General features: G+C 71.2%; 27 protein-coding genes. 14 read left to right on the plus strand and 13 right to left on the minus strand.

Annotated elements, in window-relative coordinates; genetic code table 11:
- From MKK70_RS13765 to MKK70_RS13790, 6 genes are all read right to left on the minus strand, one after another.
- On the minus strand, positions 1–199 hold a 199-nt coding region (locus tag MKK70_RS13765), incomplete at its 3' end, for a cyclic pyranopterin monophosphate synthase MoaC (protein ID WP_279603643.1).
- A gap of 50 nt (positions 200–249) precedes the next feature.
- Positions 250–1,125, minus strand: coding sequence for an indole-3-glycerol phosphate synthase TrpC (gene trpC, locus MKK70_RS13770; protein WP_147729089.1), 876 nt, complete (start codon positions 1,123–1,125; stop codon positions 250–252).
- 9 nt (positions 1,126–1,134) lie between these two features.
- Positions 1,135–2,148, minus strand: a complete 1,014-nt coding sequence (trpD, locus tag MKK70_RS13775) for an anthranilate phosphoribosyltransferase (protein ID WP_243948423.1) — start codon at positions 2,146–2,148, stop codon at positions 1,135–1,137.
- A gap of 36 nt (positions 2,149–2,184) precedes the next feature.
- Positions 2,185–2,832: an anthranilate synthase component II gene (locus tag MKK70_RS13780; RefSeq protein ID WP_147729087.1), complete on the minus strand. Its 648-nt coding sequence runs from the start codon at positions 2,830–2,832 to the stop codon at positions 2,185–2,187.
- 32 nt (positions 2,833–2,864) lie between these two features.
- Entirely contained in the window at positions 2,865–3,347 is a 483-nt protein-coding gene (locus MKK70_RS13785; RefSeq protein ID WP_243948425.1) for a GNAT family N-acetyltransferase, read from the minus strand.
- 93 nt (positions 3,348–3,440) lie between these two features.
- Positions 3,441–4,214 carry a VOC family protein gene (locus MKK70_RS13790; RefSeq protein WP_243948427.1) on the minus strand — a complete coding sequence of 258 codons (774 nt, stop codon included), beginning with the start codon at positions 4,212–4,214 and terminating at the stop codon, positions 3,441–3,443.
- 69 nt (positions 4,215–4,283) lie between these two features.
- Between MKK70_RS13790 and MKK70_RS13795 the strand changes: the two genes are divergently transcribed.
- Entirely contained in the window at positions 4,284–4,724 is a 441-nt protein-coding gene (locus MKK70_RS13795; RefSeq protein WP_243948429.1) for a MarR family winged helix-turn-helix transcriptional regulator, read from the plus strand.
- A 2-nt stretch (positions 4,725–4,726) separates the two neighbouring features.
- Here the strand turns inward: MKK70_RS13795 and trpE are convergent, their stop codons facing one another.
- From trpE to MKK70_RS13820, 5 genes are all read right to left on the minus strand, one after another.
- Positions 4,727–6,244: an anthranilate synthase component I gene (gene trpE, locus MKK70_RS13800; RefSeq protein ID WP_243948431.1), complete on the minus strand. Its 1,518-nt coding sequence runs from the start codon at positions 6,242–6,244 to the stop codon at positions 4,727–4,729.
- A gap of 5 nt (positions 6,245–6,249) precedes the next feature.
- Entirely contained in the window at positions 6,250–8,148 is a 1,899-nt protein-coding gene (locus MKK70_RS13805; protein WP_243948432.1) for a peptidylprolyl isomerase, read from the minus strand.
- 125 nt (positions 8,149–8,273) lie between these two features.
- Positions 8,274–9,722, minus strand: a complete 1,449-nt coding sequence (locus MKK70_RS13810; RefSeq protein WP_243948434.1) for a TadE/TadG family type IV pilus assembly protein — start codon at positions 9,720–9,722, stop codon at positions 8,274–8,276.
- A complete protein-coding gene (locus MKK70_RS13815; protein ID WP_243948436.1) occupies positions 9,707–10,366 on the minus strand; it encodes a TadE family protein in 660 nt (219 codons plus the stop codon). The genes MKK70_RS13810 and MKK70_RS13815 overlap by 16 nt, the downstream gene beginning before the upstream one ends.
- Positions 10,367–10,419: 53 nt before the next feature.
- On the minus strand, positions 10,420–10,950 hold the full coding sequence (locus MKK70_RS13820; protein ID WP_279603641.1) for a pilus assembly protein: 531 nt from the start codon (positions 10,948–10,950) through the stop codon (positions 10,420–10,422).
- A 278-nt stretch (positions 10,951–11,228) separates the two neighbouring features.
- Between MKK70_RS13820 and tpiA the strand changes: the two genes are divergently transcribed.
- Positions 11,229–11,990 carry a triose-phosphate isomerase gene (gene tpiA / locus MKK70_RS13825; RefSeq protein ID WP_147728023.1) on the plus strand — a complete coding sequence of 254 codons (762 nt, stop codon included), beginning with the start codon at positions 11,229–11,231 and terminating at the stop codon, positions 11,988–11,990.
- A gap of 15 nt (positions 11,991–12,005) precedes the next feature.
- Here tpiA and MKK70_RS13830 read toward each other — a convergent pair whose 3' ends face one another.
- The gene (locus MKK70_RS13830; RefSeq protein WP_147859623.1) at positions 12,006–12,446 is read right to left on the minus strand and encodes a nuclear transport factor 2 family protein; all 441 of its coding nucleotides are present in this window, start codon (positions 12,444–12,446) and stop codon (positions 12,006–12,008) included.
- A gap of 260 nt (positions 12,447–12,706) precedes the next feature.
- Here MKK70_RS13830 and secG point away from each other — a divergent pair, with 260 nt between their 5' ends.
- The 8 genes from secG (at position 12,707) to MKK70_RS13870 (ending at position 19,941) form a co-directional block, all read left to right on the plus strand.
- Positions 12,707–13,150, plus strand: a complete 444-nt coding sequence (gene secG / locus MKK70_RS13835) for a preprotein translocase subunit SecG (protein WP_243948440.1) — start codon at positions 12,707–12,709, stop codon at positions 13,148–13,150.
- Between the two features lie 174 nt (positions 13,151–13,324).
- On the plus strand, positions 13,325–14,953 hold the full coding sequence (locus MKK70_RS13840) for a CTP synthase (RefSeq protein ID WP_147729175.1): 1,629 nt from the start codon (positions 13,325–13,327) through the stop codon (positions 14,951–14,953).
- Between the two features lie 16 nt (positions 14,954–14,969).
- Entirely contained in the window at positions 14,970–15,371 is a 402-nt protein-coding gene (locus MKK70_RS13845) for a DUF350 domain-containing protein (RefSeq protein WP_243948442.1), read from the plus strand.
- Between the two features lie 185 nt (positions 15,372–15,556).
- The gene (locus MKK70_RS13850) at positions 15,557–16,153 is read left to right on the plus strand and encodes a DUF1190 domain-containing protein (protein WP_243948443.1); all 597 of its coding nucleotides are present in this window, start codon (positions 15,557–15,559) and stop codon (positions 16,151–16,153) included.
- A complete protein-coding gene (locus MKK70_RS13855) occupies positions 16,153–17,319 on the plus strand; it encodes a glutathionylspermidine synthase family protein (RefSeq protein ID WP_243948445.1) in 1,167 nt (388 codons plus the stop codon). Before MKK70_RS13850 ends, MKK70_RS13855 begins: the two co-directional genes overlap by 1 nt.
- A 53-nt stretch (positions 17,320–17,372) precedes the next feature.
- Positions 17,373–17,825: a DNA polymerase III subunit chi gene (locus MKK70_RS13860; protein WP_147728855.1), complete on the plus strand. Its 453-nt coding sequence runs from the start codon at positions 17,373–17,375 to the stop codon at positions 17,823–17,825.
- A 221-nt stretch (positions 17,826–18,046) separates the two neighbouring features.
- A complete protein-coding gene (locus MKK70_RS13865; RefSeq protein ID WP_279603642.1) occupies positions 18,047–19,558 on the plus strand; it encodes a S10 family serine carboxypeptidase-like protein in 1,512 nt (503 codons plus the stop codon).
- Positions 19,555–19,941: a hypothetical protein gene (locus tag MKK70_RS13870; RefSeq protein ID WP_147728854.1), complete on the plus strand. Its 387-nt coding sequence runs from the start codon at positions 19,555–19,557 to the stop codon at positions 19,939–19,941. Before MKK70_RS13865 ends, MKK70_RS13870 begins: the two co-directional genes overlap by 4 nt.
- Positions 19,942–20,018: 77 nt before the next feature.
- Here the strand turns inward: MKK70_RS13870 and MKK70_RS13875 are convergent, their stop codons facing one another.
- Positions 20,019–21,809: a hypothetical protein gene (locus MKK70_RS13875; protein ID WP_243948449.1), complete on the minus strand. Its 1,791-nt coding sequence runs from the start codon at positions 21,807–21,809 to the stop codon at positions 20,019–20,021.
- 169 nt (positions 21,810–21,978) lie between these two features.
- Here MKK70_RS13875 and MKK70_RS13880 point away from each other — a divergent pair, with 169 nt between their 5' ends.
- The 4 genes from MKK70_RS13880 (at position 21,979) to MKK70_RS13895 (ending at position 25,890) form a co-directional block, all read left to right on the plus strand.
- Positions 21,979–23,481: an NAD(P)/FAD-dependent oxidoreductase gene (locus MKK70_RS13880; RefSeq protein WP_243933964.1), complete on the plus strand. Its 1,503-nt coding sequence runs from the start codon at positions 21,979–21,981 to the stop codon at positions 23,479–23,481.
- Between the two features lie 148 nt (positions 23,482–23,629).
- Positions 23,630–24,925, plus strand: a complete 1,296-nt coding sequence (locus MKK70_RS13885; RefSeq protein WP_243948451.1) for a PQQ-dependent sugar dehydrogenase — start codon at positions 23,630–23,632, stop codon at positions 24,923–24,925.
- A 133-nt stretch (positions 24,926–25,058) separates the two neighbouring features.
- Entirely contained in the window at positions 25,059–25,379 is a 321-nt protein-coding gene (locus MKK70_RS13890; protein ID WP_147728826.1) for a c-type cytochrome, read from the plus strand.
- Positions 25,380–25,446: 67 nt separating this feature from the next.
- Positions 25,447–25,890 carry a hypothetical protein gene (locus tag MKK70_RS13895; RefSeq protein WP_243948453.1) on the plus strand — a complete coding sequence of 148 codons (444 nt, stop codon included), beginning with the start codon at positions 25,447–25,449 and terminating at the stop codon, positions 25,888–25,890.
- The last annotated feature ends 22 nt before the right edge of the window (positions 25,891–25,912 follow it).

The raw sequence follows: 25,912 nt of genomic DNA on the forward strand, positions 1-25,912 counted from the left end.
GCAGGAGCGGATGGCAGAGCGGGATCAACTCGTGGGTGCGCTTGGCCGCCATGATCCCGGCGAGGCGGGCGGTGCCGACCACGTCGCCCTTCTTGGCATCGCCCTCGCGGATCAGCGCCAGGGTGGCGGGCAGCATCACCACCCGCCCCTCGGCGCGGGCGGTGCGGGTGGTCGCGGGCTTGTCGCCGACGTCGACCATGTTGGCCGCGCCGGTGGCGTCGAGATGCGTGAGGCGGGGTTCGTCCACGATCAGCCCTTCGCCTTCTTCGCGGCCTTGGGCCCGAACAGCAGGTCGTGCGTCGCCGCCGTCACGTCGTCCTGGCGCATCAGGCTCTCGCCGACGAGGACGACGTTGAGGCCGTGGCGGCCGAGCCGGGCGACGTCGGCATGGCCGCCGATGCCGCTCTCGGCCACCGCGATGCGGTCGGGCGGGATCTCGGCGCCGAGCGTGATCGCGGTCTCGAACGAGACCTCGAAGGTCTTCAGGTTGCGGTTGTTGACGCCGATCAGCGCGGTGCCGAGCGGGATCGCGCGGGCGAGCTCGGCAGCGTCGTGCACCTCGACCAGCACGTCCATGCCGAGCTCGTGCGCCGTCTCGACCAAGGCTTCCGCCTCGTCGTCGTCGAGGCAGGCCATGATCGCCAGGATGCAGTCGGCGCCCCAGGCCCGCGCCTCGTAGACCTGGTAGGGCTCGAACAGGAAGTCCTTGCGCAGCACCGGAAGCCGGCAGGCCTCGCGCGCCTGGGTGAGGTATTCGGGCCGGCCCTGGAACGAGGGCTCGTCGGTGAGCACCGAGAGGCAGGTGGCGCCCCCCTTCTCGTAGGCGGCGGCCAGCGCGGCCGGGTCGAAATCCGCCCGGATCAGGCCCTTGGACGGCGAGGCCTTCTTCACCTCGGCGATCAGCGCCGGGCGCCCTTCCGCCACGTGCGCCCGGATCGCGTCGGCGAAGCCCCGCGGCGGCGAGGCCTTGGCGGCGCGCGTCTCCAGCTTGGCGAGCGGCACGCGCAGCTTCGCCTCGGCGATCTCGCGGCGCTTGTAGGCCTCGATGCGGGCGAGCACGCTCGAGCGATCGGTCGCCGGCGGCTCGGTCGGAGGCGGCGGTTCGGCGAGGGCGTCGGTGGCCATCGGTATACCCTATCCGTTCGAGACCGCGACGAGGCGGGCCAGCGTCGCGCGGGCCGCCCCCGAATCGATCGCATCCTGCGCCTGCGCGACGCCGTCGGCGAGGGCGTGCGTCAGGCCTGCGACCACGAGCGCGGCGCCCGCATTCAGAACCGCGATGTCCCGGTAGGCGTTGCGCGTGCCCGACAGGACGTCGGCCAAGGCGCGCGCGTTGTGCTCGGGATCGCCGCCGCGGAGCGCCTCGAGGTCGTGCAGCGGCAGGCCGACGTCGCGCGGATCGACCGCGAAGGTCGAGATCCGGCCGTCCTCCAGCGCCACCACCTGGGTCGGGCCGGTGACGGTGATCTCGTCGAGCCCGTCCGAGCCGTGCACGGTCCAGACCCGGCGACTTCCGAGCTCGGCGAGGACCTGCGTCAGCGGCTCGGCCCAGGCCGCCTGCGACACGCCGAGCAGCTGGCATTCGACGCCGGCCGGGTTCGAGAGGGGCCCGAGCAGGTTGAAGATGGTGCGGACCGGCAATTCCGAGCGCACCGCCGCCACGTGCCGCATCGCGCCGTGGTGGGTCTGGGCGAACATGAAGCACAGGCCGGCCTGCGTCAGGCACCGGCTCAGGCCCGCCGGGTCGAGCCCGAGCCTGACGCCGAGCGCCGCCAGCACGTCGGCCGCGCCCGAGCGCGAGGTCGCGGCGCGGTTGCCGTGCTTGGCCACCGGCACGCCGCAGGCGGCGGTGACGATCGCAGCCAGCGTCGAGACGTTGTAGCTGCCCGAGTGGTCGCCGCCGGTGCCGACCACGTCGACGCTGCCGGCCGGCGCCGCGACCCGGACCATGCGCGCGCGCATCGCCTCGACGGCGCCGACGATCTCGTCCGGCGTCTCGCCGCGGACCTTGAGGCCGACGAGGAAGGCGCCGGCCTGCACGGGCGTGACCTCGCCCGACAGCAGGTCGTCGAACGCCGCGCGGGCTTCCGCCCGGTCGAGGGAGAACCCGGCGGCGACCTTGGCGAGATGGGGTTTGAAGGATTCCATCGGCTCGACGGGCGACGCGTTCGCGGGAATCCCGCGTCAATGCACGCCGGGACGGGCCTTGTCACGTGCCTGGTCCCGCCCGCGCGCCCGGTTCCACGCCGTCGCGATGTCGAGGAAGTTCTGCAGGATCCGCGTGCCGTGATGCGAGAGGATGCTCTCGGGGTGGAACTGCACGCCGTGCACCGGCAGGTGCGCGTGCTCCAGGCCCATGATCAGGCCGTCGGCCTCAGCGGTCACCGTCAGCGCCTCGGGGCAGCCGGCGCGGTCGACCACCAGCGAATGGTAGCGCGTCGCGTCGAAGCTGTCGTTGAGCCCGCGGAAGATGCCCTTCGCGCCGTGGCGGATGGTCGAGACCTTGCCGTGCATCGGCGCGGGCGCCCGCACCACGTCGCCGCCGAAGGCCTGGCCGATCGCCTGGAGGCCGAGGCAGACCCCGAAAATCGGGATCTCGCCCGAGAGCTCCCTGACCGCATCGAGGCAGATGCCGGCCTCGTTCGGGGTGCAGGGCCCGGGCGACAGCACCAGGGCGTCGGGGGCGCGCGCGCGAATCTCGTCGACCGTCACCTGGTCGTTGCGCACCACGTCGATCGCGCCGCTGAGCGGGCCGATCAGGTGGACGAGGTTCCAGGTGAAGGAATCGTAGTTGTCGATGACGAGGACGGAGGGCGTCGGCGCGGGTTCCATGACCGACGATCTGGCCCGGCCGGCGGCGCCGGTCAAGGCGCCGGGCCCGGCGGCAGATGCTTGACGAAGATCGTCGAGCCCCCTCCGTCCGTGGGTACATAGCCTCGGGCGATGTAGAACGACTCCGCCGTCTTCGTACTTTCGAGCGTGCACACCACAATCCCCCGTTGGCAGCTTACCTTTTCCATTGCGTGGAGGAGGGCGGTGCTCACTCCGCTGTAGCGAGCCTCCGGCGCGACATAGTTGAGCAGGATCACTCCTGTCCCATCGACCATACCCACTCCCACGATGCTCCCGTCGCATTCGGCTACGAATATCGATGTATCCGATCGTGCGAGCCATACGTGCCAATGCTCGGGGGTCTTGTTCGCCGTCCAAGCCGCGATGACGGCCGCGTCGTCACCATGATCTCGCTTGCAGAGTTCAGTGATCGAGCGTTGCAGGACACGACTGCCTGCGTCCGCATCCGCTGGTGTGGCAGGGCGTACGCTCATGGCCTTACCGTCGTAGGACATCGTTACGTCTGGAACGGATCGCGAGAGATCGGTCGGCGATGGCTCTCGACTCGAACCGACGCACGATCCGTTCAGCCGCCGTCGGCCCGCGGATCAGGCCGCCACCCTCGGGCCGACCAGGGCGAATAGCGTGCCCTGCGGATCCCGCGCCTGGACGATCCAGGCGCCCCCCGGCACCGCGTGCGGGCCCTGCAGGACGGTGCCGCCGGCCGCAGCGACCCGCTCGGCCGCGGCGTCGATCGATTCGACGGCGATGTAGAACAGCCAGCACGGGGCTGCCGGCATCGGCGAGGTCATCATCCCGCCGAGGTCGACCCCGTGGCGGGCGAAGACCTGATAGGTGCCCATCGGCCCCATATCGACCGCCATGGACTTTTCCCAGCCGAACAGGCCGGCATAGAAGGCGAAGGCCGGCTCCCCGTCGCGGGCGTGCAGCTCGTGCCAGCCGAACGGGCCGGGCGTGCCCGGCGGCGGCATCGGCGGCGGCGTCCCGTCGCCGCGAAACAGCGCGAAGGCGGCGCCCTGCGGGTCGGCGGCGATGCAGAACCGGCCGACGCCCGGGATGTCGCGCGGTCCGAAGGTCACGCGCCCGCCGGCCGCCGTCACGCGCGCGGCGGAGGCGTCCACGTCGGCGACCGCGACGTATCCGAGCCAGCCCGGCCGCGCGCCGGCGGGGGGCTCGCATCCGGTCGGGGCCATCATCCCGCAGATCCGGACGTCGCCCGCCCGCGCGATGCGGTAGTCGACCCCGGGCATCCCCGCATCGACGATGCTCCAGCCGGCGACCGCGCCGTAGAAGGCTTGGGCCGACGCGATGTCGGGCGTCGTCAGCTCGTACCAGACGAAGGTGCCCGCGTGATCCGCCACGGCCTCGGCTCCCGGAACAGGCGCGTTTGTCGCATTGCGATTTGCGTTGATATCAACGTAATTCGACGGATGTCAACCGTCGTCCCCTTCGCGACCACCGCCGCCGTCCGCGAGACGTGCCTATGCCTGCATGCCCAGCGCGCGGCCCGCGCCCTCGGTCGCCGCTTCGACGACGCGCTGCGGCCGCTCGGGCTGACGAGCGGGCAGTTCTCGCTGCTGATGTCCCTCAACCGGCCCGAGCCGGCGCCGATGGCGTCGGTGGCCCGCCTGCTCGCGATGGACCGGACGACGCTCACCTCCGCCGTGAAGGTTCTGGAGCGGCGCGGCCTCGCGACGGTCGCCGTCGATCCGAAGGACCGGCGCGGCCGCCTCCTGGCCTTGACGGAGGCCGGTCGCGCCAGCCTCGCGGTCGCGGTGCCGGTCTGGCGCGAGACGCACGCGGCCGTCGATGCGGCGCTCGGCGGGGTCGATGCGGACGCCTTGCGGACCGCGTTGCGCGCGTTCGGCTGAGCCTACTGCCCGCGCTTCGCCTGCGCCGCGAAGCGCACCGCGTCCTCGGCCGCGCGGAACAGGGCGCGGGCCTTGTTCACGCATTCCTGCTGCTCGGATTGCGGATCGGAATCGTAGACGATGCCGGCGCCCGCCTGCACGTGCATGCGGCCGTCCTTCACGATCGCGGTGCGCAGCACGATGCAGGTGTCCATCTCGCCGCGCGCGCCGAAATAGCCGATGCAGCCGCCGTAGGGCCCGCGCTTCTCGCGCTCGAGCTCGTCGATGATCTCCATCGCCCGCACCTTCGGCGCCCCCGAGACCGTGCCGGCCGGGAACCCGGCCGCGAGCGCGGCCAGGGTGTCGTGCTTCGGGTCGAGGTCGCCCTCGACGTTCGAGACGATGTGCATCACGTGGCTGTAATATTCGAGGAAGAACGAGCCGGTGACGGTGACGGTGCCGAGCCTGGCGACGCGGCCGACGTCGTTGCGGCCGAGGTCGAGCAGCATCAGGTGCTCGGAGCGCTCCTTGGGGTCGGCCAGCAGCTCGTCGGCGAGCGCGCGGTCCTCGGCCGGCGTCGCGCCGCGGCGGCGGGTGCCGGCGATCGGCCGGATCGTGACCTTGCCGTCGCGCACCCGCACGAGGATCTCGGGCGACGAGCAGACGACCTGGAACTCGCAGAAGTCGAGGTAGCACAGGAACGGCGCCGGGTTCGTGCGCCGCAGCGAGCGGTAGAGCGCGATCGCCGGCAGGGTGAACGGCGCCTCGAAGCGCTGCGACAGCACCACCTGGAACACGTCGCCGGCGGCGATGTATTCCTTCGCCTTGGCCACCATCGCGAGATAGGCCTCCGGCGAGGTGTTCGAGACCGGCTCTGGCCTCGCGACCGCGGCGAGGTCGACCCGCGCCTCGATCGGCAGCGGGCCTTCCAGCGCCTCGGCGATCCGGTCGAGGCGCGCCAGCGCCGCCTCGTAGGCGGCCTTCGCCGTCACCCCGGCCACCGGGCGCACCGGGCAGACCACGGTGATCAGGTCGCGCACGGAATCGAACACCACCATCACCCGCGGGCGCACGAGGATGGCGTCGGGCACGTTCAGCGGGTCGGGATTGGGCTCGGGCAGCCGCTCCATGGCACGGACCATGTCGTAGCCGAGATAGCCGAACAGGCCGGCCGCCATCGGCGGAAGCTCGGGGCCCTCGCCCTCCACGATCGCGCTCTCGGCGATCAGCGCGCGCAGGGACTCGAGCGGCGCGCGCGCGTCGGCGACGAAGGCGGAGAGGTCGTCGCGGGCGAGCGCGGCGCGGCCGTCGCGGCAGCGCCAGGCGAGGTCGGGATCGAGACCGATCATCGAGTAGCGCCCGCGCACCACGCCGCCCTCGACCGATTCGAGCAGGAAGGCCGGGCCGGAATGGCGGCTGCGCAGCTTGAGGAACGCGGCGACCGGCGTCTCGAGGTCGGCCACCAGCGTCAGGTCGAGGAGGACCGGGCGACCGGCCTCGTAGGCCGCCGCGTAGGCGGCGTAGTCGGACGCGTCCGCCATCGGCCCTAGTACTCGCCGCCGATCGCGCGCCGCAGCGCCGCCTGGTTGACGCTGACGCCGGCGTTCTTCTGCACCTCGGCGATGTATTCGCCGAGCACGTCGTCGGCCAGCGCGGTGCGGAAGTTGCCCTCGATGGTCTTGTCCGCCGGGCTGCCGGCGACGAAGGCCGGCATCGTCGCGGCCTCGACCTTGTAGACCGCGCGCACCTCGCCGGACGCGGCCGAGCCGGCCTTGCCGACGGCGGTCGCGAAGATGCGGTTGACCACGTCGACCGTCAGCGCGTCCTTGGCCTGGTTGCGGGCCAGATCGTCGCCCTCCTGCGGGTTGACGCCGATCTCGGTGCCGAGCGCCGCGAGGGTCTCGCCCTTGTCGAGCCGCTCGGCCAGAGCCTTGCCCTTGGCCTGCAGCAGGCGCGACACCTCGGCCTCGCGCCAGCCTGCGGCGACCGCGTCGCGGACCTCGTCGAGGGGCTTGTCGTGCGCCGCGTCGATCTTGGTCACGTCGTACCAGACGTAGCCGCCGGCCTTGGTCCGCAGCGGCTCGTTGTCGCCGCCGATCTCGGCGCGCAGCAGCGCCGGCAGCGTCGTCTCGGAATCGGGGATGCCGGCCACCGTCCGGCCCGCCGGGTCCTTGCCCTGCGCGTCGACGCCCGCGATCGTCACGATCGGCAGGTCGCGCTCTTTGGCGATGTCGGCGAGCGGCTTGGCGCCGGCGCGCTGGTCCTCGATCGCGTCGTGGATCTTGTCGACGCCGTCGCGGGCCCGCGCCAGCGCGATCTGCCTGCGGATCTCCGGCTCGACCTCGGCCAGCGTCTTCACCGTCGCCGGCTCGATCGCGGTGACGTGGAGGAGCACCGTGCCGAAGCGGCCCTTCACCGGCTGGCTGGTGCCGTCCTTGTCGAGGCCGAAGGCGGCATCGGCCACGGCCGGATCGAACAGCTCGGCCCGCGTCAGCGTCCCCAGGGTCAGGTCCTTGCGGTCGGTGCCGCGCTCCTCCGCCACCGCGGCGAAGCTCTTGCCGTCGGCGATCGCCTTGCGCGCCGCCTCGGCGGCCGCGGCATCGGGGAACACGATCTGCTGGATCGTGCGCTTCTCGGGCGCGCCGAAGCGCGCCTTCTCCTGGTCGTAGACCTTCTGCACCTCCTCGGCCGAGACCGCGTCGGGCTTGGCCATCGCCGCCGGGTCGAGCACCAGCAGGGTCGCGGCACGGTATTCCGGGGCACGGTAGGCCGAGCGGTTTCCCTCGTAATAGGCCTTCAGCGCGTCCTCGCTCGGCGCCGCGACCTCGCCGGCTGCCGAGGGCGGCAGCATCAGGTAAGCGGCCTTGCGCCGCTCGGTGGCGTACCGATGCACCGCCAGGCGCATCGCCTCCGGCACGTGCAGATCCGCGGAGACCGCCTCGGCGAGCTGCAGCCGCGCGATGACGGCGCGCTGCTCGCGCACGAACATCGCCTCGTTCAGGCCGGCGCGCTGGAGGGTCTGGTAGAACAGCGCCGACTCGAACTGGCCTTGCGCGTTCTGGAAGCTCTTCTCGTCGTGGATCGCCCGGATCACCGAGGCGTCGGGCACCGCGAGGCCGAGATCGGAGGTCTTCTGGTCGAGCGACGCCTCGGTCACAAGCTGGGACAGCACCTGCCGATCGACGCCGAGCGCCCGCGCCTGATCCGGGGTCAGCGTGCGCCGCATCTGCGTCTGGTAGCGCTGGAGCTGGTTCTGGTAGGCGGTGCGGACGGCCTCGGCCGTGATCGGCGTCTTGCCGACGGTGGCCACCGCGGTCGACGAGCCGCCGCGGAAGAACTCCTCGACGCCGAAGACCGCGACGCCCGCGATCAGGAACGTGAAGATCACCGTCAGCACGATCTTGCCGAGCCAGTGCTGGCTCGCGTTGCGGATGTTCTGCAGCATTCTCTTAGCTTACGCGCGCTCGGATCGCCGGAGGCATCCGGCCCTGTCGGGCGCCGCGAGGCGCCGTCCTTCGATCCGCCCGCGATAGCCTAGTCCGCACCGGCAGGCAAAGGCCGCCGCCGAGCCTACTGCGTCAGGCGGGTCATCTTGAGCGCTTGATCGAACATTTTGTTCAGAGAGGCCGTGATGTCGTCCGGTGTGTTGGCGGTGTAGAAGTAGCCTGGCGAGGCACACTTGCTGAGGGGTGTAGAGAGCGTCGGGCTGAAGCCGTTCACGGTGATATTTTCACTGGCGATGCCGCCGCCATAGTTCGTGAAATCGATGATGTTGTAGGGAGTATAGAGGATCGAGATCGTCGCTCCGGCGTTCTTCAGAGTTGTACAGTTATCAGGGTCTATCTGGGAAGGCTGAGATCTATCCCACCAAGCGTCTACATTGTTTGGGGTCATCGATGGATTGCCCGGGTAGGCGTATTTTCCGTTCTTCATTACATAGAAATGCTGGCTGTTTTGCATACCGTCCGTTACGAGGAACACGAATGGCTTCGTTCTGCTGGTGGACGATCCGTCGCCGTAGCTGGTGATCGTCGACTTCATCTGCGTCAGGGAGGTCTCGAAATGCGTCCCGCCGGCGCCGGTCCCGGTCGTCATGTCATTGCCGGTGAACAGCTGGGTCGTGCCGGTATCGAGCAGGTTGGTGAGGGCGAGCGGCCAGGACGCCGAGCATTGCGCCGCGGCGTTTAAGCTGGTGATGCTGCCGGTGAGCGCAGCGAGCGTCGCCAACTGGTTGATGAACGGATAGATGCCGATCCGGTACTGGTTCTGCACCGTTGGGTTCGATGCTCGTTGGAGGAGGGAGCAGACCGCTGTGTTGACCGCGTCGGAGCGCAGCTGGATCTTTCCCGCAGCCTGGGTCCAGCCATTATAGGTCGGGAAGTGGCAGGCGAATTGGCAACCCTGCTTATAGTCGCCGATCATGTCTTGGTTGTTTCGGGCCAATTCGCGCATGCCGTCAGGCAGCGCAGGAAGTCCCATCGAGCCCGAGACGTCCACCATCAGATAGAAGTCGAGGTAGCTCGCGAGGTCGGTCGACGCCACCGCGGTGTTGGCGAGGGGCGTCGTCGGCGTGCGGAAGAGGCGGCCGAAAGTGTTCGTGACGGTGGCGGTGTAGGCGACCGTCGACGTCAGGGTCTGGCCGCTCGGAACCAGCTGCGGCGTCTGCAACGTGTAGGTGGTGAATGGCACCTTCCCCGCGTTGACGTTGAAGACGTTGGTGGCCTGGGTGATGCCCGCCGCGATCGCCTTGGCGGTGAGGTTGGGCTTGCCCTGGTTCGCGGCGATGTAGGCTTTGGCCGTCGCCACGGCCGCGACCGCGGCCGCGTCCGCCGCGCCGTCGAGCTTCGTCTTGTTGGTGATCGCGACGCCGTAATCGACTCCGAGCCCGATGAGCCCGACCATCGGGATCAGGCTGAGGCCGAAGATCATCGCGACGTTGCCGTCGCGGGCCTGAGCGAGGCTCGGACGGGAGACGGCGTGCCGGCCTGCCCGGCGCAGGCGGTTCAGTAGCCAGGACATTTCGAGGCGATCCCGTCGCTGGTCGTGGCGTCGTACGTCACGAGGGTGGCGTAGCGCGGCTGGACGTAGACCGAGCGCGCGACCCGGCTGGCCGGGAAGAACTTCGCGCCGAAGGTCGGATTGAAGGTGAACGCCACGTCGATGACGATGAGCGAGCCCGGGCCGAAGACCGAGCGCGGCAAGGTGCCGGCGCTCGGCGGCGCCGTGTTGTCGGCGGGCTGCAGCGGCGTTGCGCAGAGCCGCTTGTCGCCGCCGTAGGTCCCGGTGCTCGTCCAGACGACGTTGGCGGTGTAGCAGGCGCTCATGTCGGCGCTGTCGGTGCAATTCGCGGACTTCTGCGTGAAGGCGACGCTGGTGTAGTTGATGACGATGTCCTGCCACCATTGCAGGCCTTGCCGCGGGCCGTCCTTCAGCAGGTAGGGGAACAGGACGATGGCCGCGTCGTAGCTGTAGTGCAGGTCGGCCGCCGTGACCGTCGCGATCGTGGAGCCCTTCGGCGGTGTCATCTGCGAGATCATCTGGCTGATCGACTGCGCGACGAGCTCGACCTTCCGCGTCGCGTTGATGTAGGTGACCACTTGGGTGCCACCCAGCATCAGCACGAGCAGGATCGGGAGGACGATCGCGAACTCGACGATGGACACGCCGCGCTCGTCGTCGCGAAGGCGTCGCGCCGGGGATGTCACGCCGCGCGGCATCAGAACTTCTCGTTGCGGAATGCCGCGGTCGAGACCGCCAGGTAGCTGTTGGTGCCGCCGCCGCCGAACATGGACGCGAACGCCGCCGGCAGGACCGGAATCGGGTAGATCACCTGCAGGTACTGGTGGTCGCCTGCACTCCCGAGCTTGTATTGGCCCGCGCCGCCGGACGGGGAGGGGATCTGCAATCCGGTGCCGTTGGAATTGAGGTAGGTATAGTATCCGCCTGCGGAGACGGCCGGTACGACGTAGAGGTTCACCACGACGTTCGCGCACGACATCACGGCCGGCAGCCTGTTGCAGAGCGCGGTCTTGAACGTCGCCTGATCGGTGCCGTTGATCTGAGCATTGCCGATCATCACCTGCCGCGCGGCCTGGCTCGTCGCGTAATCGAGCCGCTGGTTGACGAACATCACCAGGGCGACGACCATGATGAACGCGATCATCAACAGCACCATCGGCGCGACGAGGGCGAATTCGACCGCCGTCGCTCCGCCTATAGCCTGAAGGAATGTCCGTGGACCGCGCATGCGCCGTCATCGCATGTCAGGAATTAAGGCCGCTCTAACGTCGTGTCTCCGTTTTCGGCCTATCGCCCCTCCGCCTCGCCGGCATCCCCCGCGCGGGTGTCCTCGGTTCTTTCGATCCATCGCGTCTCGGCATGCCGCCCGTCCCCGGAGCGGGGGCCGGGTGATCTTCGTCGCGGATCGTCTCCCGGCGCGGCCGATCCGGTTTGCGCCCTCATGCGGGCTCTGGTAGCCCCGGCCCACGCGTGCGCCGGCAGGCGTTTGGGACGGCAGGGACATCGATGATGCGTTCGGGACGGCGGCCCCTGGTTGCGGGCAACTGGAAGATGAACGGCACCCGGGCCTCGATCCCCGTGGTCGACGCGGTGCGGACCGGCCTGTCCCCTGCGCTCGCCGAGACGATCGACCTGCTGATCTGCCCGCCCTCGACGCTGATCTCGGCCTGCGTCGCCGCGACCTACGACTCGTCGATCGCCATCGGCGGCCAGAACCTCCATGCCAAGCCGAGCGGCGCCTTCACCGGCTCGATTTCCGCCGAGATGCTGGCCGACCTCGGCGCGCGCTACGTCATCGTCGGACATTCCGAGCGCCGGGCCTACCATCACGAGACCGACGACGGCGTCCACGCCAAGGCCCTGGGCGCCCGGCGCGCCGGCCTGTGCGGCATCATCTGCGTCGGCGAGACCATGGAGGAGCGCGAGCAGGGCCGGGCCCTCGACATCGTCCGGGCGCAGCTCGCCATCGGCACGCCGAAGGGCGCGACCGGCGCCGACACCGTGATCGCCTACGAGCCGGTCTGGGCGATCGGCTCGGGCCGCACGCCGACGGCGCGCGAGATCGCCGAGGTCCACGCCTCCCTGCGCGAGATGCTCGACAAGCTCGTCGGCGAGGAGGCGGCCAAGATCCGCATCCTCTACGGCGGCTCGGTCAAGCCCGGCAACGCGCGCGAGCTGCTCTCGGTGGAGAACGTCGACGGCGCGCTCGTCGGCGGCGCCAGCCTCGTCGCCGAGGATTTTCTGGGAATCTGCGCCGCCTACGCCTGAGCGATCCGCGCCCGCTCAGATCTTGTAGGCCTGCCGGGCGAGCAGCCGCCAGCGGCCGCCGTCCCGGTGCCAGACCTGCATCACGCCGATGCGCACCGGCGCGGTCTTGCCGCCGGAGGTCGCCTCGCCGCTGAACACGTGCCGGGCGATGGCGTCCTCGCCGACGACCGAGACCGAGCGGTCCGACAGGACGATGCTCGGGAAGGCGGAGCGCCCGCTCGTCAACGCGTCGACGAAGGCCGCCTTGCCCTGCACAGCGCCGCTCGAATGACCGTAGCTCAGGCCGTCGAGCACCAGCGCGTCGAGGGTGGCCGCGTCCGGCGCGAGCAGGGCCGCGGTCAGGGCGTCGACCGCCGCCTCCACCTCGGCCTCCGGTCCCGCCGCGCCCGCCGGGGCGGCCCGGGCGACGGAGGCGGCGAGCGCCACGGCGAGCACGAGGCGGCGTGAGATGGGCATGGCGTCATCCTCCGGTCCGAGGCGGCCGATCCGAAGCGCCGCTCTTCGCGCCCGCCTTTGAGCACGCGGAGCGATCGTCCGGGGAGCCGGGCGGCTGACATCGGCGCGCCGATCGTCACGTTTGGCGCCCGCACGCTTGTGGTGTATGCCCCCGGCAGATTTGTAGCCGGTGCGATGCAGCTCCGGCCGTCGTGTCCGGCTCCCCGTCCCAGCGAACGGCTCCCGGGACCGGCGCGCGCAAGAACGATTCCGGAATTCCGATGCAGACCGTCCTGATCGTCGTCCATCTCATCATCGTGCTGTCGCTGATCGGCGTGGTGCTGCTGCAGCGGTCCGAAGGCGGCCTCGGCCTCGGCGCCGGCAGCAGCGGCGGCGGCGTCTCGGGCTTCATGACCGGGCGCGGCCAGGCCAACGCGCTGACGCGGGCCACCGCGATCCTCGCCGCCCTGTTCTTCGTCACCAGCCTGACGCTGGCGGTGATGTCGCACCGCTCCGCCGCGCCGAAATCGATCCTCGACGGCGCCAACGGCACGACGCAGCCGGCCGGCCAGCCCGCGGGCGCCGACAACCTGCTCGACACGTTGCGCCGGCAGAACAACGCCCCGGCCGCGGGCACCCCGGCGGCGCCCGCCGCGCCGGCGGCCCCGGCCCCGACTCCGACCCCGACCGAGCCGGCCGTTCCGGACGCGCCCCAGTCGCGTTGAGCGCCGCGATCGAATCGGAACGACGCAGCCGCGCCGTTCGATCGGGCAAAGGAAACTTAACGCTCCCGCCCTAGGCCGGCCCAATCCAGCATTGTGCGAATTCCGTGGGAATCGCGCGGTGCGGGTGGCATGCCGTTTGGCGAATCGCCCAGCCTTCTCTATGGACCGAGGCCCATGACGCGGTACGTTTTCATCACCGGCGGCGTGGTCTCCTCGCTCGGCAAAGGTCTGGCCTCGGCGGCGCTCGCGGCGCTGCTCCAGGCGCGCGGCTACTCGGTCCGCCTGCGCAAGCTCGACCCCTACCTCAACGTCGACCCGGGCACGATGAGCCCGACCCAGCACGGCGAGGTCTTCGTCACCGACGACGGCGCCGAGACCGACCTCGACCTCGGGCATTACGAGCGCTTCACCGGCGTCCCGGCGACGCGTGCCGACAACATCACCACCGGCCGGATCTACCAGGACATCATCGCCAAAGAGCGCCGCGGCGACTACCTCGGCGCGACGATCCAGGTGATCCCGCACGTCACCAACGCGATCAAGGACTTCGTTCGCGACGGCAACGACGCCTTCGATTTCGTGCTCGTCGAGATCGGCGGCACGGTCGGCGACATCGAGGGCCTGCCGTTCTTCGAGGCGATCCGCCAGCTCGGCAACGACCTGCCGCGCGGCTCCACCGCCTTCGTGCACCTGACGCTGCTGCCCTACATCCCGTCCGCCGGCGAGCTGAAGACCAAGCCGACGCAGCACTCGGTGAAGGAGCTGCGCTCGATCGGCATCCAGCCCGACATCCTGCTCTGCCGGTGCGACCGGCCGATACCCGCCGACGAGCGGCGCAAGCTCGGGCTGTTCTGCAACGTGCGCGAGACCGCGGTGATCGAGGCGCGCGACGTCGCCTCGATCTACGACGTGCCGCTCTCCTACCGCGAGGCCGGCCTCGACCGCGAGGTGCTCGCGCATTTCGGCCTCGCCCACGACGGCGAGCCGGACCTGTCGCGCTGGCGCACGATCTCCGAGCGGGTGAAGAACCCCGAGGGCGAGGTCACCATCGCCATCGTCGGCAAGTACACGGGCCTGAAGGACGCCTACAAGTCGCTCACCGAGGCGCTGATCCACGGCGGCATCAGCCATCGCTGCCGCGTCAACCTCGAATGGATCGAGGCGGAGGTGTTCGAGCGCGAGGACCCGGCCCCGTTCCTCGAAGGCATCAACGGCATCCTGGTGCCCGGCGGCTTCGGCCAGCGGGGAGCGGAGGGCAAGATCCGCGCGGCGCGCTTCGCCCGCGAGCGGAAGATCCCGTATTTCGGGATCTGCTTCGGCATGCAGATGGCGGTGATCGAGGCGGCCCGGTCGCTCGCCGGCGTGCCGGACGCGAACTCGACCGAGTTCGGCGACACGGCCGAGCCGGTGGTCGGCCTGCTCACCGAGTGGCTGCGCGGCAACGAGCTGGAGCAGCGTGCGGCCGCCGGCGACCTCGGCGGCACCATGCGGCTCGGCGCCTACGACGCGACGCTGCACCCCGACACGAAGATCGCCGGGATCTACGGCAGCACCCACATCTCCGAGCGCCACCGCCACCGCTACGAGGTCAACATGGCCTATCGCGAGCGGCTCGAGGCCAAGGGCCTGCGCTTCTCCGGCCTGTCGCCGGACGGGCTCCTGCCCGAGACGGTCGAGCATGTCGGCCACCCGTGGTTCATCGGCGTGCAGTTCCACCCGGAGCTGAAGTCGCGTCCCTTCGCGCCGCATCCGCTGTTCGAGGGTTTCGTCGGCGCCGCGATCGAGCAGAGCCGCCTGGTGTGAGGCGGGACCGCCCGCGATGACCTCGATCTCGGGGCTGCCCGCCTTCCTCGGCTACGGCGCCATCGCCTGCGGGCTCGTGGCGCTCTACCTCGGCGTCTACCTGACGGCGACGGCGCACCGCGAGATCGCGCTGATCCGGGCGAACAACGTCGCCGCCGCCACCGCGCTCGGCGGCAGCTTGCTCGGCTACGCGCTGCCGCTGGCCGTGGCGATCTACAACGCGCAATCGGCCCTCGACTGCGTGATCTGGGGCCTCGTCGCCCTCGTCGTGCAGATCCTGATCTACTTCCTGGTCCGGATCGTCCTGCCCGACCTGTCCCGGCGGATCGCGGCGGGCGAAGGCGCCGCGGCGATCCTGCTCGCCTCGGCCTCGCTCGCCGGCGGCGGCGTGATCGATGCGGCGGCCATGACCTACTGACGAGCCCGCGATCGTGAGCCGCCGAGCGAGCGGCGCCAGGCGTCGCGGATCGCGCATCGGGCGCCGCGGCGGGGCCGGCCGGCGAAGCTGGACGATCTTCTCAAGGGCCGCCGGCGTTCCTACATCCGGGCCTCGCGGCGTTCTGCCGCCAGGGAGCCGGGCCGTCCGAGACGGTCCGAACGATCATGGCCTCGTCCATCGAACGGTCCTCGAAGCGCTCGACCACCGTCGCGCTCGGCGCCGGCGCCACGGCCCTCGCGCTCGGGCGGTACGATCCCTCGCAGCGCGAGGAGGACGTCCTGGTCTACGGCGGTCCCGACGCCTGCATCCGCGGCGGCATTCGGACGGAGGCCGATTGCCGGAGCACCTACGCCACGGCGCTGGCGGCCTATCCGGAGGCGGCGCCGCGCTACCTCTCCCTGGCCGATTGCGAGGGGCATCACGGCGCCGGGCATTGCGTCGACGGAACCGCCGTCGCGACGAGCGCGGCCGGCCGCTTCGTGCCGATGCTGGCTGGCTACGTCATCGGCCGCCGGATGGAGCAGGCCCTCGACCCGCAGCCCGTCTACGATCATCGCCTCGGCCAGGCCGGGGCGGCGTATTCCGGATCGGGCGGCTACTGCACGAGCTGGGGCGGCCGCGTCGTCACCGGAAGCGGCGGTGCGTCGTCGCGCGCGCGCGTCGCCTCGTCCGCGGTGCGCCCGGCCGCCTTCGGCGGGTTCGGCGCGACCGGCCGGGGCTTCGCCTCCCACGGGATGGCGGGTCACGGGAGCGGCCGCTGATGCGCCGCATCGCGATCGGCGAGCGGCCGGGCTGGCGTGCGAGCGCGCGGGCCAACGGCTTCACCTTCCACACCCTCGACAGCGCGCCCTACTGGGACGAGAGCCACGCCTACGCCTTCACGCTCGGCGAGATCGAGCGAGACATCGAGGCGCCGGGCACCGAGCTCCACGCGCTGTGCCTCGCCTTCGTCGCCGACGCGGTCGAGGACGCGCGCATCCTGGCCGCCCTGGCGATCCCGGAGGCGATGTGGGACGTCGTGCGCACCAGCTGGCGCCGCGGCGACCCCTCGCTCTACGGGCGGCTCGACCTCGCCTACGGCGGCGAAGGCACCGGCCCGGCCAAGCTCCTCGAATACAACGCCGACACGCCGACCGCGCTCTACGAATCTGCGGTGTTCCAGTGGCTCTGGCTCGAGGACCTGCTGCGGCTGGGGCGGGTGCCGGCGGGCTCGGACCAGTTCAACGCCGTGCACGAGCGCCTGATCGAGCGGTTCCGGGCGGTCGGCGGCACCTGCCTGGCCCTGGCGGCCTACGCCGACGCGCCCGAGGACCGCGGCACCGTCGCCTACCTGGAGGATTGCGCGCGCCAGGCCGGCCTCGCGACCCGCTTCCTCGACCTCGGCGATATCGGCCTTGCCGCGAACGGCGCCTTCGTCGATCGGACGGAGGCGCCGATCGCGACCCTGTTCAAGCTCTACCCGTGGGAATGGGCGTTCGCGGATGCGTTCGGCGCGGCGCTCGCCGCGACGCCGACGCGGTTCCTCGAACCGCCCTGGAAAGCTATTCTGTCCAACAAGGGGCTGCTGCCGCATCTCTACGCCCGCGAGCCCGGCCACCCGAACCTGCTGCCGGCCTATTTCGAGGACGACCCGCAGAAGGCGCGGCTCGGCACCTCGTTCGTCAAGAAGCCGCTGTTCTCGCGCGAGGGCGCTAACGTCCTGATGGTGCGCGACGGCGCGGTGGTGGCACAGGATCACGGCCCCTACGGCGCGGGCGGCCATGTCCGGCAGGCGCTCGCCGAGCTGCCGTGCTTCAACGGGCGCCACGCCCTCGTCGGCGCCTGGATCGTCGGCGACGCCTGCGTCGGGATCGGCCTGCGCGAGGCGGCCGGCCCGATCACCACCGACGCGGCGTTGTTCGTCCCGCACGTCATCCTGCCCGGGTGAGTGCGCCGATGACGCGCTGTGCAAAGCGCGCCCACCGGCCTATCTGAGCGGGCGTGACGGACATCCTCTTCTACCACCTCCAGAACCAGCCGCTCGAAGCGGTGCTGCCGAACCTCGTCGAGAAGTCGCGCGAGCGCGGCTGGCAGGCGGCGATCCAGGCGGCGAGCGAGGAACGGCTCCAGGCGCTGGACGATCACCTCTGGACCTTCCGCGACGACAGCTTCCTGCCCCACGGCACCGATCGCGAGCCCGACGCGGCGAGCCAGCCGGTGGTGCTGACCTTGCGCGACACCAACCCCAACGCCGCCGCGATCCGCTTCCTCGTCGAGGGCGCGGACCTGCCGCCGGATGCGGGCGACTACGAGCGGATCTGCGTGCTGTTCGACGGCACCGACCAGGACGCGCTCCTGCGCGCCCGCGAGCAGTGGAAGGCCGCCAAGGCCGCCGGCCACGCGGTCGCCTACTGGCAGCAGGACGACGGCGGCCGCTGGCTGAAGAAGGCGTGACGCTCCCCCGCGACTGGAATGCAGGACCGACCATGCCGATCATGAAAATGGCGCGCGTTCTTCCCTCCCCCCTTTGCCGGGAAGGGTGCCCTGCGGAGCAGAGGGGGAGAGGGGAGCGCCGTATCCGGAGAGGCCGCGCCCCTCTCCCGGCCCTCGCTGATGCGAGGGCCACCCTCCCCCGCGGAGGGGGGAGGGGGTTCGCGGCACTCGTCGCGCTTCTCTTGGCGATCGTTCCGCTTGCGGCGGCGGCCCAGGCGCCGCAGCGCGGGCCCACCGAGGCGCGCGCGCCGGAGGGAAAGAAGCTCCCGCCCGACGTCACCACCGAGCAGAGCGTCACGCTTCCCAACGGCCAGAAGCTCGATTTCACCGCGACCGCGGGCAGCCTGCCGCTGGTCGACGAATCAGGCAAGCTGCAGGCCGAGATCGCCTTCGTCGCCTACACCCGGCCCGCGGCGGCCGGGACGGTGCGGCCGATCACCTTCGCGATCAACGGCGGGCCGGGGGCGGCCTCCGCCTACCTGAACATCGGCGCGATCGGGCCGTGGCGCCTGCCGGCCGACGGCGCGAGCATCAGCCCGTCGCGCTCGGTCGCGCTGGTGCCGAACGACGGCACCTGGCTCGATTTCACCGACCTCGTCTTCATCGACCCGGTCGGCACCGGCTACAGCCGCGCCGCGGACGGCGACGGCAAGGCGTATTGGAGCGTGGAGTCGGACGCCTCGGTGCTGTCGGCGGCGATCGCCCGCTACCTGCGCGTCAACACCCGGATGGGCGACCCGAAATTCTACGTCGGCGAGAGCTACGGCGGCTTCCGGGGACCGCTCATCGCGGCCAAGCTGCAGGAGGAAATCGGCGTCGGGCTGTCGGGCCTCGTGCTGCTGTCGCCGGTGCTCGATTTCGGCACACTGGCGCCCCCGCGCGCCAACCCCTGGGGCAACGTCCTGCGGCTGCCCTCCTACGCGGCCGGCGCCCTGGAGCGGGCCGGCACCGTGCCGACTCGCGAGACCCTGGCCGACACCGAGCGCTACGCCACCGGTGCCTACCTCGCCGACCTGCTCAAGGGGCCCGACGACGCGCCGGCGGTGGCGCGCCTGACCGAGCGCGTCGCCGCGCTGACCGGGCTCGACCCGGCCTTCGTCAAGGCGCAGGGCGGGCGGCTGTCCTCAAGCAGCGTCCAGCGCGAGGTCGACCGCGCGTCGGGCCGCGTCGCCAGCGCCTACGACACCGGCGTCTCGGGATGGGACCCCGACCCGACCGCGGCGCATTCCAGCTTCGACGACCCGCTGCTCACCGCGCTCCAGGCGCCGCTCACCAGCGCGATGATCGACCTCTACGCGAAGACGCTGAACTGGCGGGTGACGAACCTGCGCTACGAGCTCCTGAACACGGCCGTGAACCGAGGCTGGAGCTGGGGCGGCGGCCGCTCCGCGCCGGAGGCGGTCGGCGCCTTGCGCGGCGTGCTGGCGCTCGACGGCAACGTCCGCGTGCTGGTGGCGCACGGCTTCACCGACCTGGTGACGCCGTACTTCGCCTCCAAGCTGCTGATCGACCAGATCCCGTCCTACGGGGCGGAGCCGCGGCTCTCGCTGGCGGTGTACCCCGGCGGGCACATGTTCTATTCCCGCCCCGATGCCCGGGCGGCGTTCAAGCGCGACGTCTCCGCCCTCTACGCCGCCGCGCTGAAGGCGCGCGAGGCGACGGCCTCGAACCCGCAGCGCAAGGAGGCGCCGTGACGTTGCCAGATCTGCGGACCCTCGCCGGCGCCGGCCTGATCGCGGCCGCCCTCCTCGGCGCCTGCACCGTGACCGAGCGGACATCCCCGCCCGCGCCCTCGGAGATCGTGCCGATCCCGCCGCGCGTGCCCGCGGCGGCGACCTTCACCGGCCCGGTGCTCGCGCCGGACGGATCCTGCACCGGTCCGGCCCCGGCGAGCGCCGCCGCGATCGAGCCGGGCATCGGCGAGTGCGACCTCGTGCGGCTGAAGGGCCGCCCGCCGGTGGACGTGCTGGTCGGGGAAGGCCGCGCCGGCCGCGAGGTCCAGGTGCTCTACACCGAGCCCGGCGCGAAGGAGCTGTACTTCTTCGTCAACAACAAGCTCGACCGCGTGGTGAAGTAGGCCGCCGAAGTCGCGCCTCCGTGTCACGACCGCTATGAGGGCAGAGGTGGGGCGACGGGACCCGGTTGAACCCTGGGCTACCGCACCCGCCAGACCTTCAGCACGTCGCCGCCGACGGGCAGCGGCTCGAGCCAGTCGGCCTGCACGTCGCCGCGGGCGAGGCGCGTGGCGAAGGCGGGGCCGTCGAGGCCCTGGCTCGGCCGCGTGCGGCAGACGATGACGTAGCGGACGCCGTGCGCCGCCACATGCCGGCGCAGGTCGGCCTCGCTGCCGCCGAGACCCTCGATCGCGGCGGTAAGCCCCGGGATCGCCCGGTGATAGGGCGCCGCGACCACCGCGTGCGGCGTCCGCATCAGGATCGACGGACCCATGATGATCGGCGCGAGCACCGTTCCGGCGGGCAGCGCGGCGAGCGGCGTCACCGCGGCGTCGTCCTGGCAGGCAAAGGACTTGGCGGTCGCCGCCGAGGCCCCGCTCTCCTCGACCAGGCCGGCGAGGACCGCCGGGATCATCCAGGCTGTGCTGATCATCGCGATGCCTAGGGCGGCGAGGCCGGCGCGTTGACGCGGCGGCGCGGCGCGGTCGCTCGCCAGCGCGTGGGCGCGGTCGAGCGCCGGCCCCGCCACGAACGGGATCAGCCCGGAGGCGACGTAGATCCCGCGGAACTGGAACCAGCCGATGACGAGGCCCGGCCAAAGCAGCATGGCCGCGACGCCGTAGGCGCGCCGGTGCGCGGGCGCCCCCCGGAACGCCGCCCAGGAGGCGGCGAGCGCCGCCAGCACCAGGACGGGATAGTAGACCAGAATCTCGTACTGCCTGCGAGCGACGAACTTCGGAACCGAGGCCATCTCGTTGACCATGAGCAGCCAGCGGTCCCGGACCAGCGGCGTCATCCCTGGAAAGGGGCCGCCGAGGCACACCGGGAACAGCAGGACGAAGCCGCCGACGAGGATCGCGCCGATCGTCGCGACGACCGCGACGCGCGCCCCGATCGAGCCGAGCCGCCGGTCGAGCCCCGCGCAGGCGAGCGCGGCCGCCCCGCCGCCGCCCGCCAGCCAGAGCCAGGGCGGCGAGAGCGCGTCGCAGGCGGTAGCGGTCCAGAGGTGCGGCGCGGTCTGCGCCCCGAACAGGAGCGGCGCCGCAAGCCCGATCCCGAGGCCGAAGCCGAGGAAGCAGGGCAGGGCCGGTCGCCCGCGGAAGACCCAGTCGCCGACCACGAACAGCGCCCCGAGCGCGACGGAGGGCAGGCCTTCGAGGCCGATCGCCAGGGAGAGGGCCGCGAGCGCCCCGGCCGCACACCCGGCCCGGGCACCGCCGCGGATCAGGGCCGTCGCCATCCCGAGAATCGCGATCATCTGCACGTCGTGGTGGTCGATCCGGCCGGCGGCGAACTGCACGGTGACGCCGAAGGTCTGCGTTGCAGCGAACAGCGCCAGCACCGCCGCCCGCTTGCCGAAGGTCGTACGCACGCCGGTCCACAGCACCGCGGCGTAGACCGCGAGCAGCAGCGGCGGCCAGAACGCCGCGACGATCCCCTCGGCGAGCCCGGAGCCGAGCAGGGGCGTCAGTGCGAGGAGAAGGCCGGCCAGCGGCGCGTCGAGCAGGCGCGACCAGTGGCTCGGCACGCCGCCCGGCGGCAGGAAGCGGTACTGGACGTTGTCGTACCAGCCCTGGCCGGCGGCGAGGTCGCGCGCCTCGACGAGGCGCATCGCGTCGTCGGTGTCGGGCACGCGCAGGTGCCGGATCGTCTCGATCACGTCGCCCGGCGGATACAGCGTGACCGCGCAGAACAGCACCAGCAGCCACAGGATCGTCCCCGCATCGAGGCGTGCCGGCTTCCGGGCCGAAAACGAAGCTGTGGCCGCCATCGCGCCTCTCCGGTGCCCGCCGGCCGCTCCGGCCGCGGCGGGTCTCGTTCCGCTCGCGCGACCCTGCCGCGAATGCGCTTAACGGGCAGTCAATAGCGTCGGCCTGGCAGGTTTCCTTAACCACACCGGGCGCAAGGTGCGCGGACGCAGAGGCAGGCCGGGGCAGCGGATGAGTCATCACACCGAGACGCTGGTGATCGGCGGCGGCCCCGCCGGGCTCACCGCGGCCTACCTGCTGTCGAAGCAGGGCCGCGACGTCACCGTGCTGGAGCGCGACTCGACCCAGGTCGGCGGCATCTCGCGCACGGTGAGCCACAACGGCTACCTGTTCGACATCGGCGGCCACCGCTTCTTCTCGAAGTCGAAGGCCGTGGTCGACCTCTGGGACGAGCTCCTGCCCGACGACTTCATCGAGCGGCCGCGCCTGTCGCGGATCTACTACCAGGGCAAGTACTACGCCTACCCGCTGAAGGCCTTCGAGGCCCTGCGCAATCTCGGGCTCCTCACCAGCACCGCCTGCGTGCTGTCCTACCTCTACGCCCGCGCCCGGCCGATCGCCGCGCCGAAGCACTTCCACGGCTGGGTCCGCAACCAGTTCGGCGAGAAGCTGTTCTCGATCTTCTTCAAGACCTACACCGAAAAGGTCTGGGGCATGTCCTGCGACGCGATCTCGGCCGACTGGGCCGCGCAGCGCATCAAGGGCCTCGACCTCGGCGCCGCCATCCGCGACGCGCTGAAGCGCTCCCTCGGGATCCGGGCGAAGCCCAAGGCCGGCGAGCCGGTGATCAAGACGCTGATCGAGTCGTTCCGCTATCCCCGCCGCGGCCCCGGCATGATGTGGGAGGCGGCGGCGGAGAAGATCGCCGCGCAGGGCGGCAGGGTTCTGCTCGACCGCGGCGTCGACGGCCTGTCGTTCGACCCCGCCGCCGGCCTGTGGCGCGTCGCGGCGGTCCGCGGCGACGGCACGCGCGAGACCTTCACCGCGCGCCACGTGATCTCCTCGGCACCGGTGCGCGAGCTCGTGGACGCGATCACGCCGCGGCCGATCAGCACCTTCCAGGCGCGCGCGCTGCAGTATCGCGACTTCGTCACGGTGGCGCTGATCGCCAAGTCGCAGAAGAACTTCCCCGACAACTGGATCTACATCCACGATCCCTCGGTGCAGGTCGGGCGGGTGCAGAACTTTCGCTCGTGGTCGCCCGAGATGGTGCCCGACGAGGCCCATACCTGCCTTGGGCTCGAATACTTCTGCTTCGAGGGCGACGGCCTCTGGACCGCGAGCGATGCCGACCTCGTCGCTCTGGCCAAGCGCGAGATCGGGCAGATCGGCCTGATCGACCCGGCCGACGTGGTCGACGCCTGCGTCGTGCGCCAGCCCAAGGCCTACCCGGTCTACGACGAGACCTATGCCGAGAACGTCGCGCTGGTGCGGATGGAGCTGGAGCGGGACTTCCCGACGCTGCACCTCGTCGGCCGCAACGGCATGCACAAGTACAACAACCAGGACCACGCGATGATGACGGCGATGCTCACCGTCGAGAACATCGTCGCGGGCCATCGCCGCCACGACGTCTGGCGGGTCAACGAGGATGCCGAGTACACCGAGGCCGGAATCTCGGGGGCGCAGGCCGCTCTCGGCAGCGAGCGGCTGGTGCCGCGCAAGGTCGCCTGAGGCGACAGGGGCGAGGGGCGTTTGCCAAGACAGTGATGCGGCCGCGTCACGACGCGGCCTTGCCGATGCCGGCGCGCGGCATACACTCCCCGCCAACGCCCGGTTGCAGGGGCGGTTTCGGGAGGCAAGCCCCATGCGATCGGTCCCCATGCGATCGGTGATTCTCGCCGCGCTCCTGTCGAGCGCGGCCGTCGCAACCTCGGGATTCGCGACCTCCGCCCTGGCGCAGGGCGCGTCCCCCGCCGAGACCAAGGCGAAGGCGGACGACCTGGAGAAGCTGCAGGGCTTCAAGAGCACGAACACGGCGCCCGCGCCCGAGATCCCGCAAACCGGGCGCAAGGCCGACGCCATCCGCAAGACGCTCGGCAGGATCAAGCTGCCCGAGGGCTTCAAGATCGACCTCTACGCGATCGTGCCCGACGCCCGCTCGATCGCGGTCGGCCCCAATGCCGGCGTGCTGTTCGTCGGCACCCGCAAGACCAAGGTCTACACCGTCACCGACCGCGACAAGGACCGGGTCGCCGACGAGGTCCGCGCCTTCGCGCCGGGCATCGACTTCAAGATCCCCAACGGCGTCTGCTTCTCGAAGGACGGCGTGCTGACGGTCGTCGAGCAGAACCGGGTGCTGTCCTTCCCCGCGGCGGAGTTCTTCTACGAGAACCCGGACGTCGCCGCCGGCATCGTCGTCAAGCAGGGCGAGCTGATCCCGGCTGGGGAAGAGAGCTACAACCACACCGCCCGGGTCTGCCGCGTCGGGCCCGACGGCAAGACCTACATCGCGCTGGGCCAGCCATACAACGTGCCGGCGCCGGAGAAGCTCGAGCTGTACCGGACGCACGGCATCGGCGGCATCGTGCGCGTGGACGCCGACGGCAAGAACCGCGAGGTCTACGCCACTGGCATCCGCAACTCCGTCGGCATCGACTTCGCGGCCGACAAGACGCTGTGGTTCACCGACAACCAGGTCGACGGCATGGGCGACGACAAGCCGCCGGGCGAGCTCAACCACGCGACGAAGGCCGGCGAGAACTTCGGCTTCCCGTGGTTCGGCGGCGGCGCCGTCCGCACCGTCGAGTACAAGGACCAGGCGCCGCCGGCCGACGCGGTCGCGCCGGCGGCCGAGCTGCCGCCGCACGCGGCCGATCTCGGGCTGACCTTCTACAACGGCAAGCAGTTCCCCCAGGCCTATCGCGGCGGCCTCTTCATCGCCGAGCACGGCTCGTGGAACCGCACCGAGCCGGTGGGCGCGCGGATCATGTTCGCGCCCGTCTCCGACGGCAAGGTCGGCGCGCCCAAGCCCTTCGCCGAGGGCTGGCTGACCGGCGACGGCGAGTATCTCGGCCGCCCCGTGGACGTCGCGGTGCTGCTCGACGGCTCGCTCCTGGTCTCCGACGATGCGGCCGGGGCGATCTACCGGATCTCGTACGAAGGCGACGCGAAATAGGGCGATCGGCCGTCGAGGGCCGTGCACCCTCTTCCCTCCCCCGCGTAGGGGGAGGGAGACCGCGCCGAGCCTGCGTCGCCCAGCGCGTTGCACGCGCTGTCTGAGTCCCCCCGAGAATGCTTCCGGTCACACCATGCTCCGCCCATCCCTCCTCGTCCTGATCCTCGCCCTCGCGCCCGTCGCCGTCCAGGCGGGCGATGCCGCCGCCGGGCGCAAGCGGGCCACGGCCTGCCAGGCCTGCCACGGCATGGACGGGCTCTCGAAGCTGCCCGAGGCCCCCAACCTCGCCGGCCAAGTCGAGATCTACCTGGTGAAGGCGCTGACAGAGTACCGCGACGGGACGCGGCAGAACCCGGTGATGTCGGTCGTGGCGAAGGACCTGTCGGACGCCGACATCGCCAACCTCGCAGCCTATTACGGCGGCCTGCAGATCGAGGTGATCCCGCCGGGCTGAGGTCCCGAGGCGGCTTTCGCCCGGCGCCCCGTCGCCCTATCCCGATCGAACGACGCGGAGGTTTCCGATGTGGACGTCGACGATGCCGCGCCCGGAGGCGTCGACCTTTCGCCAGCGCGCATGGCCGGCCATGCCGGCGCCGCGCGGGCTGCTCGCCCTCGGCACCGTCCTGGCAATCGCCGCCGCGGGCTTGGTGGTCGCGCGCGCCCCGGCGACGACGATCGATCCCGATCTGGTGCGGGTGATCCGCGCCATGGCCGTGATCAAGGGCGGCTTCGCCGCGATGGCGCTCGCCGCGTGCTGGTGGCGCCTCGGGCAGCCGGCCTCGGGCTGGCGGGGGGGCGCCTACGTCGCGGGCCCGGCGCTGATGGCGGGCGGCGCCCTCGCGCTGTGGTCGCTGCAAAGCGTCGGCGTCGCCGCGCTCGGCCTGCATCTCGGGCTGTTCGGCGTGCTCGCCGCCGGGCTGACGGACCCCGCCTTCTTCGACGGCCGGCGCCGCCGGCGCGCTTGACGCGTTTTCGAGCGCGATGGAG

Origin of the sequence: Methylobacterium sp. E-041, from assembly GCF_022829665.1 — a bacterium.
In the GTDB taxonomy this organism is placed as follows: Bacteria; Pseudomonadota; Alphaproteobacteria; order Rhizobiales; family Beijerinckiaceae; genus Methylobacterium.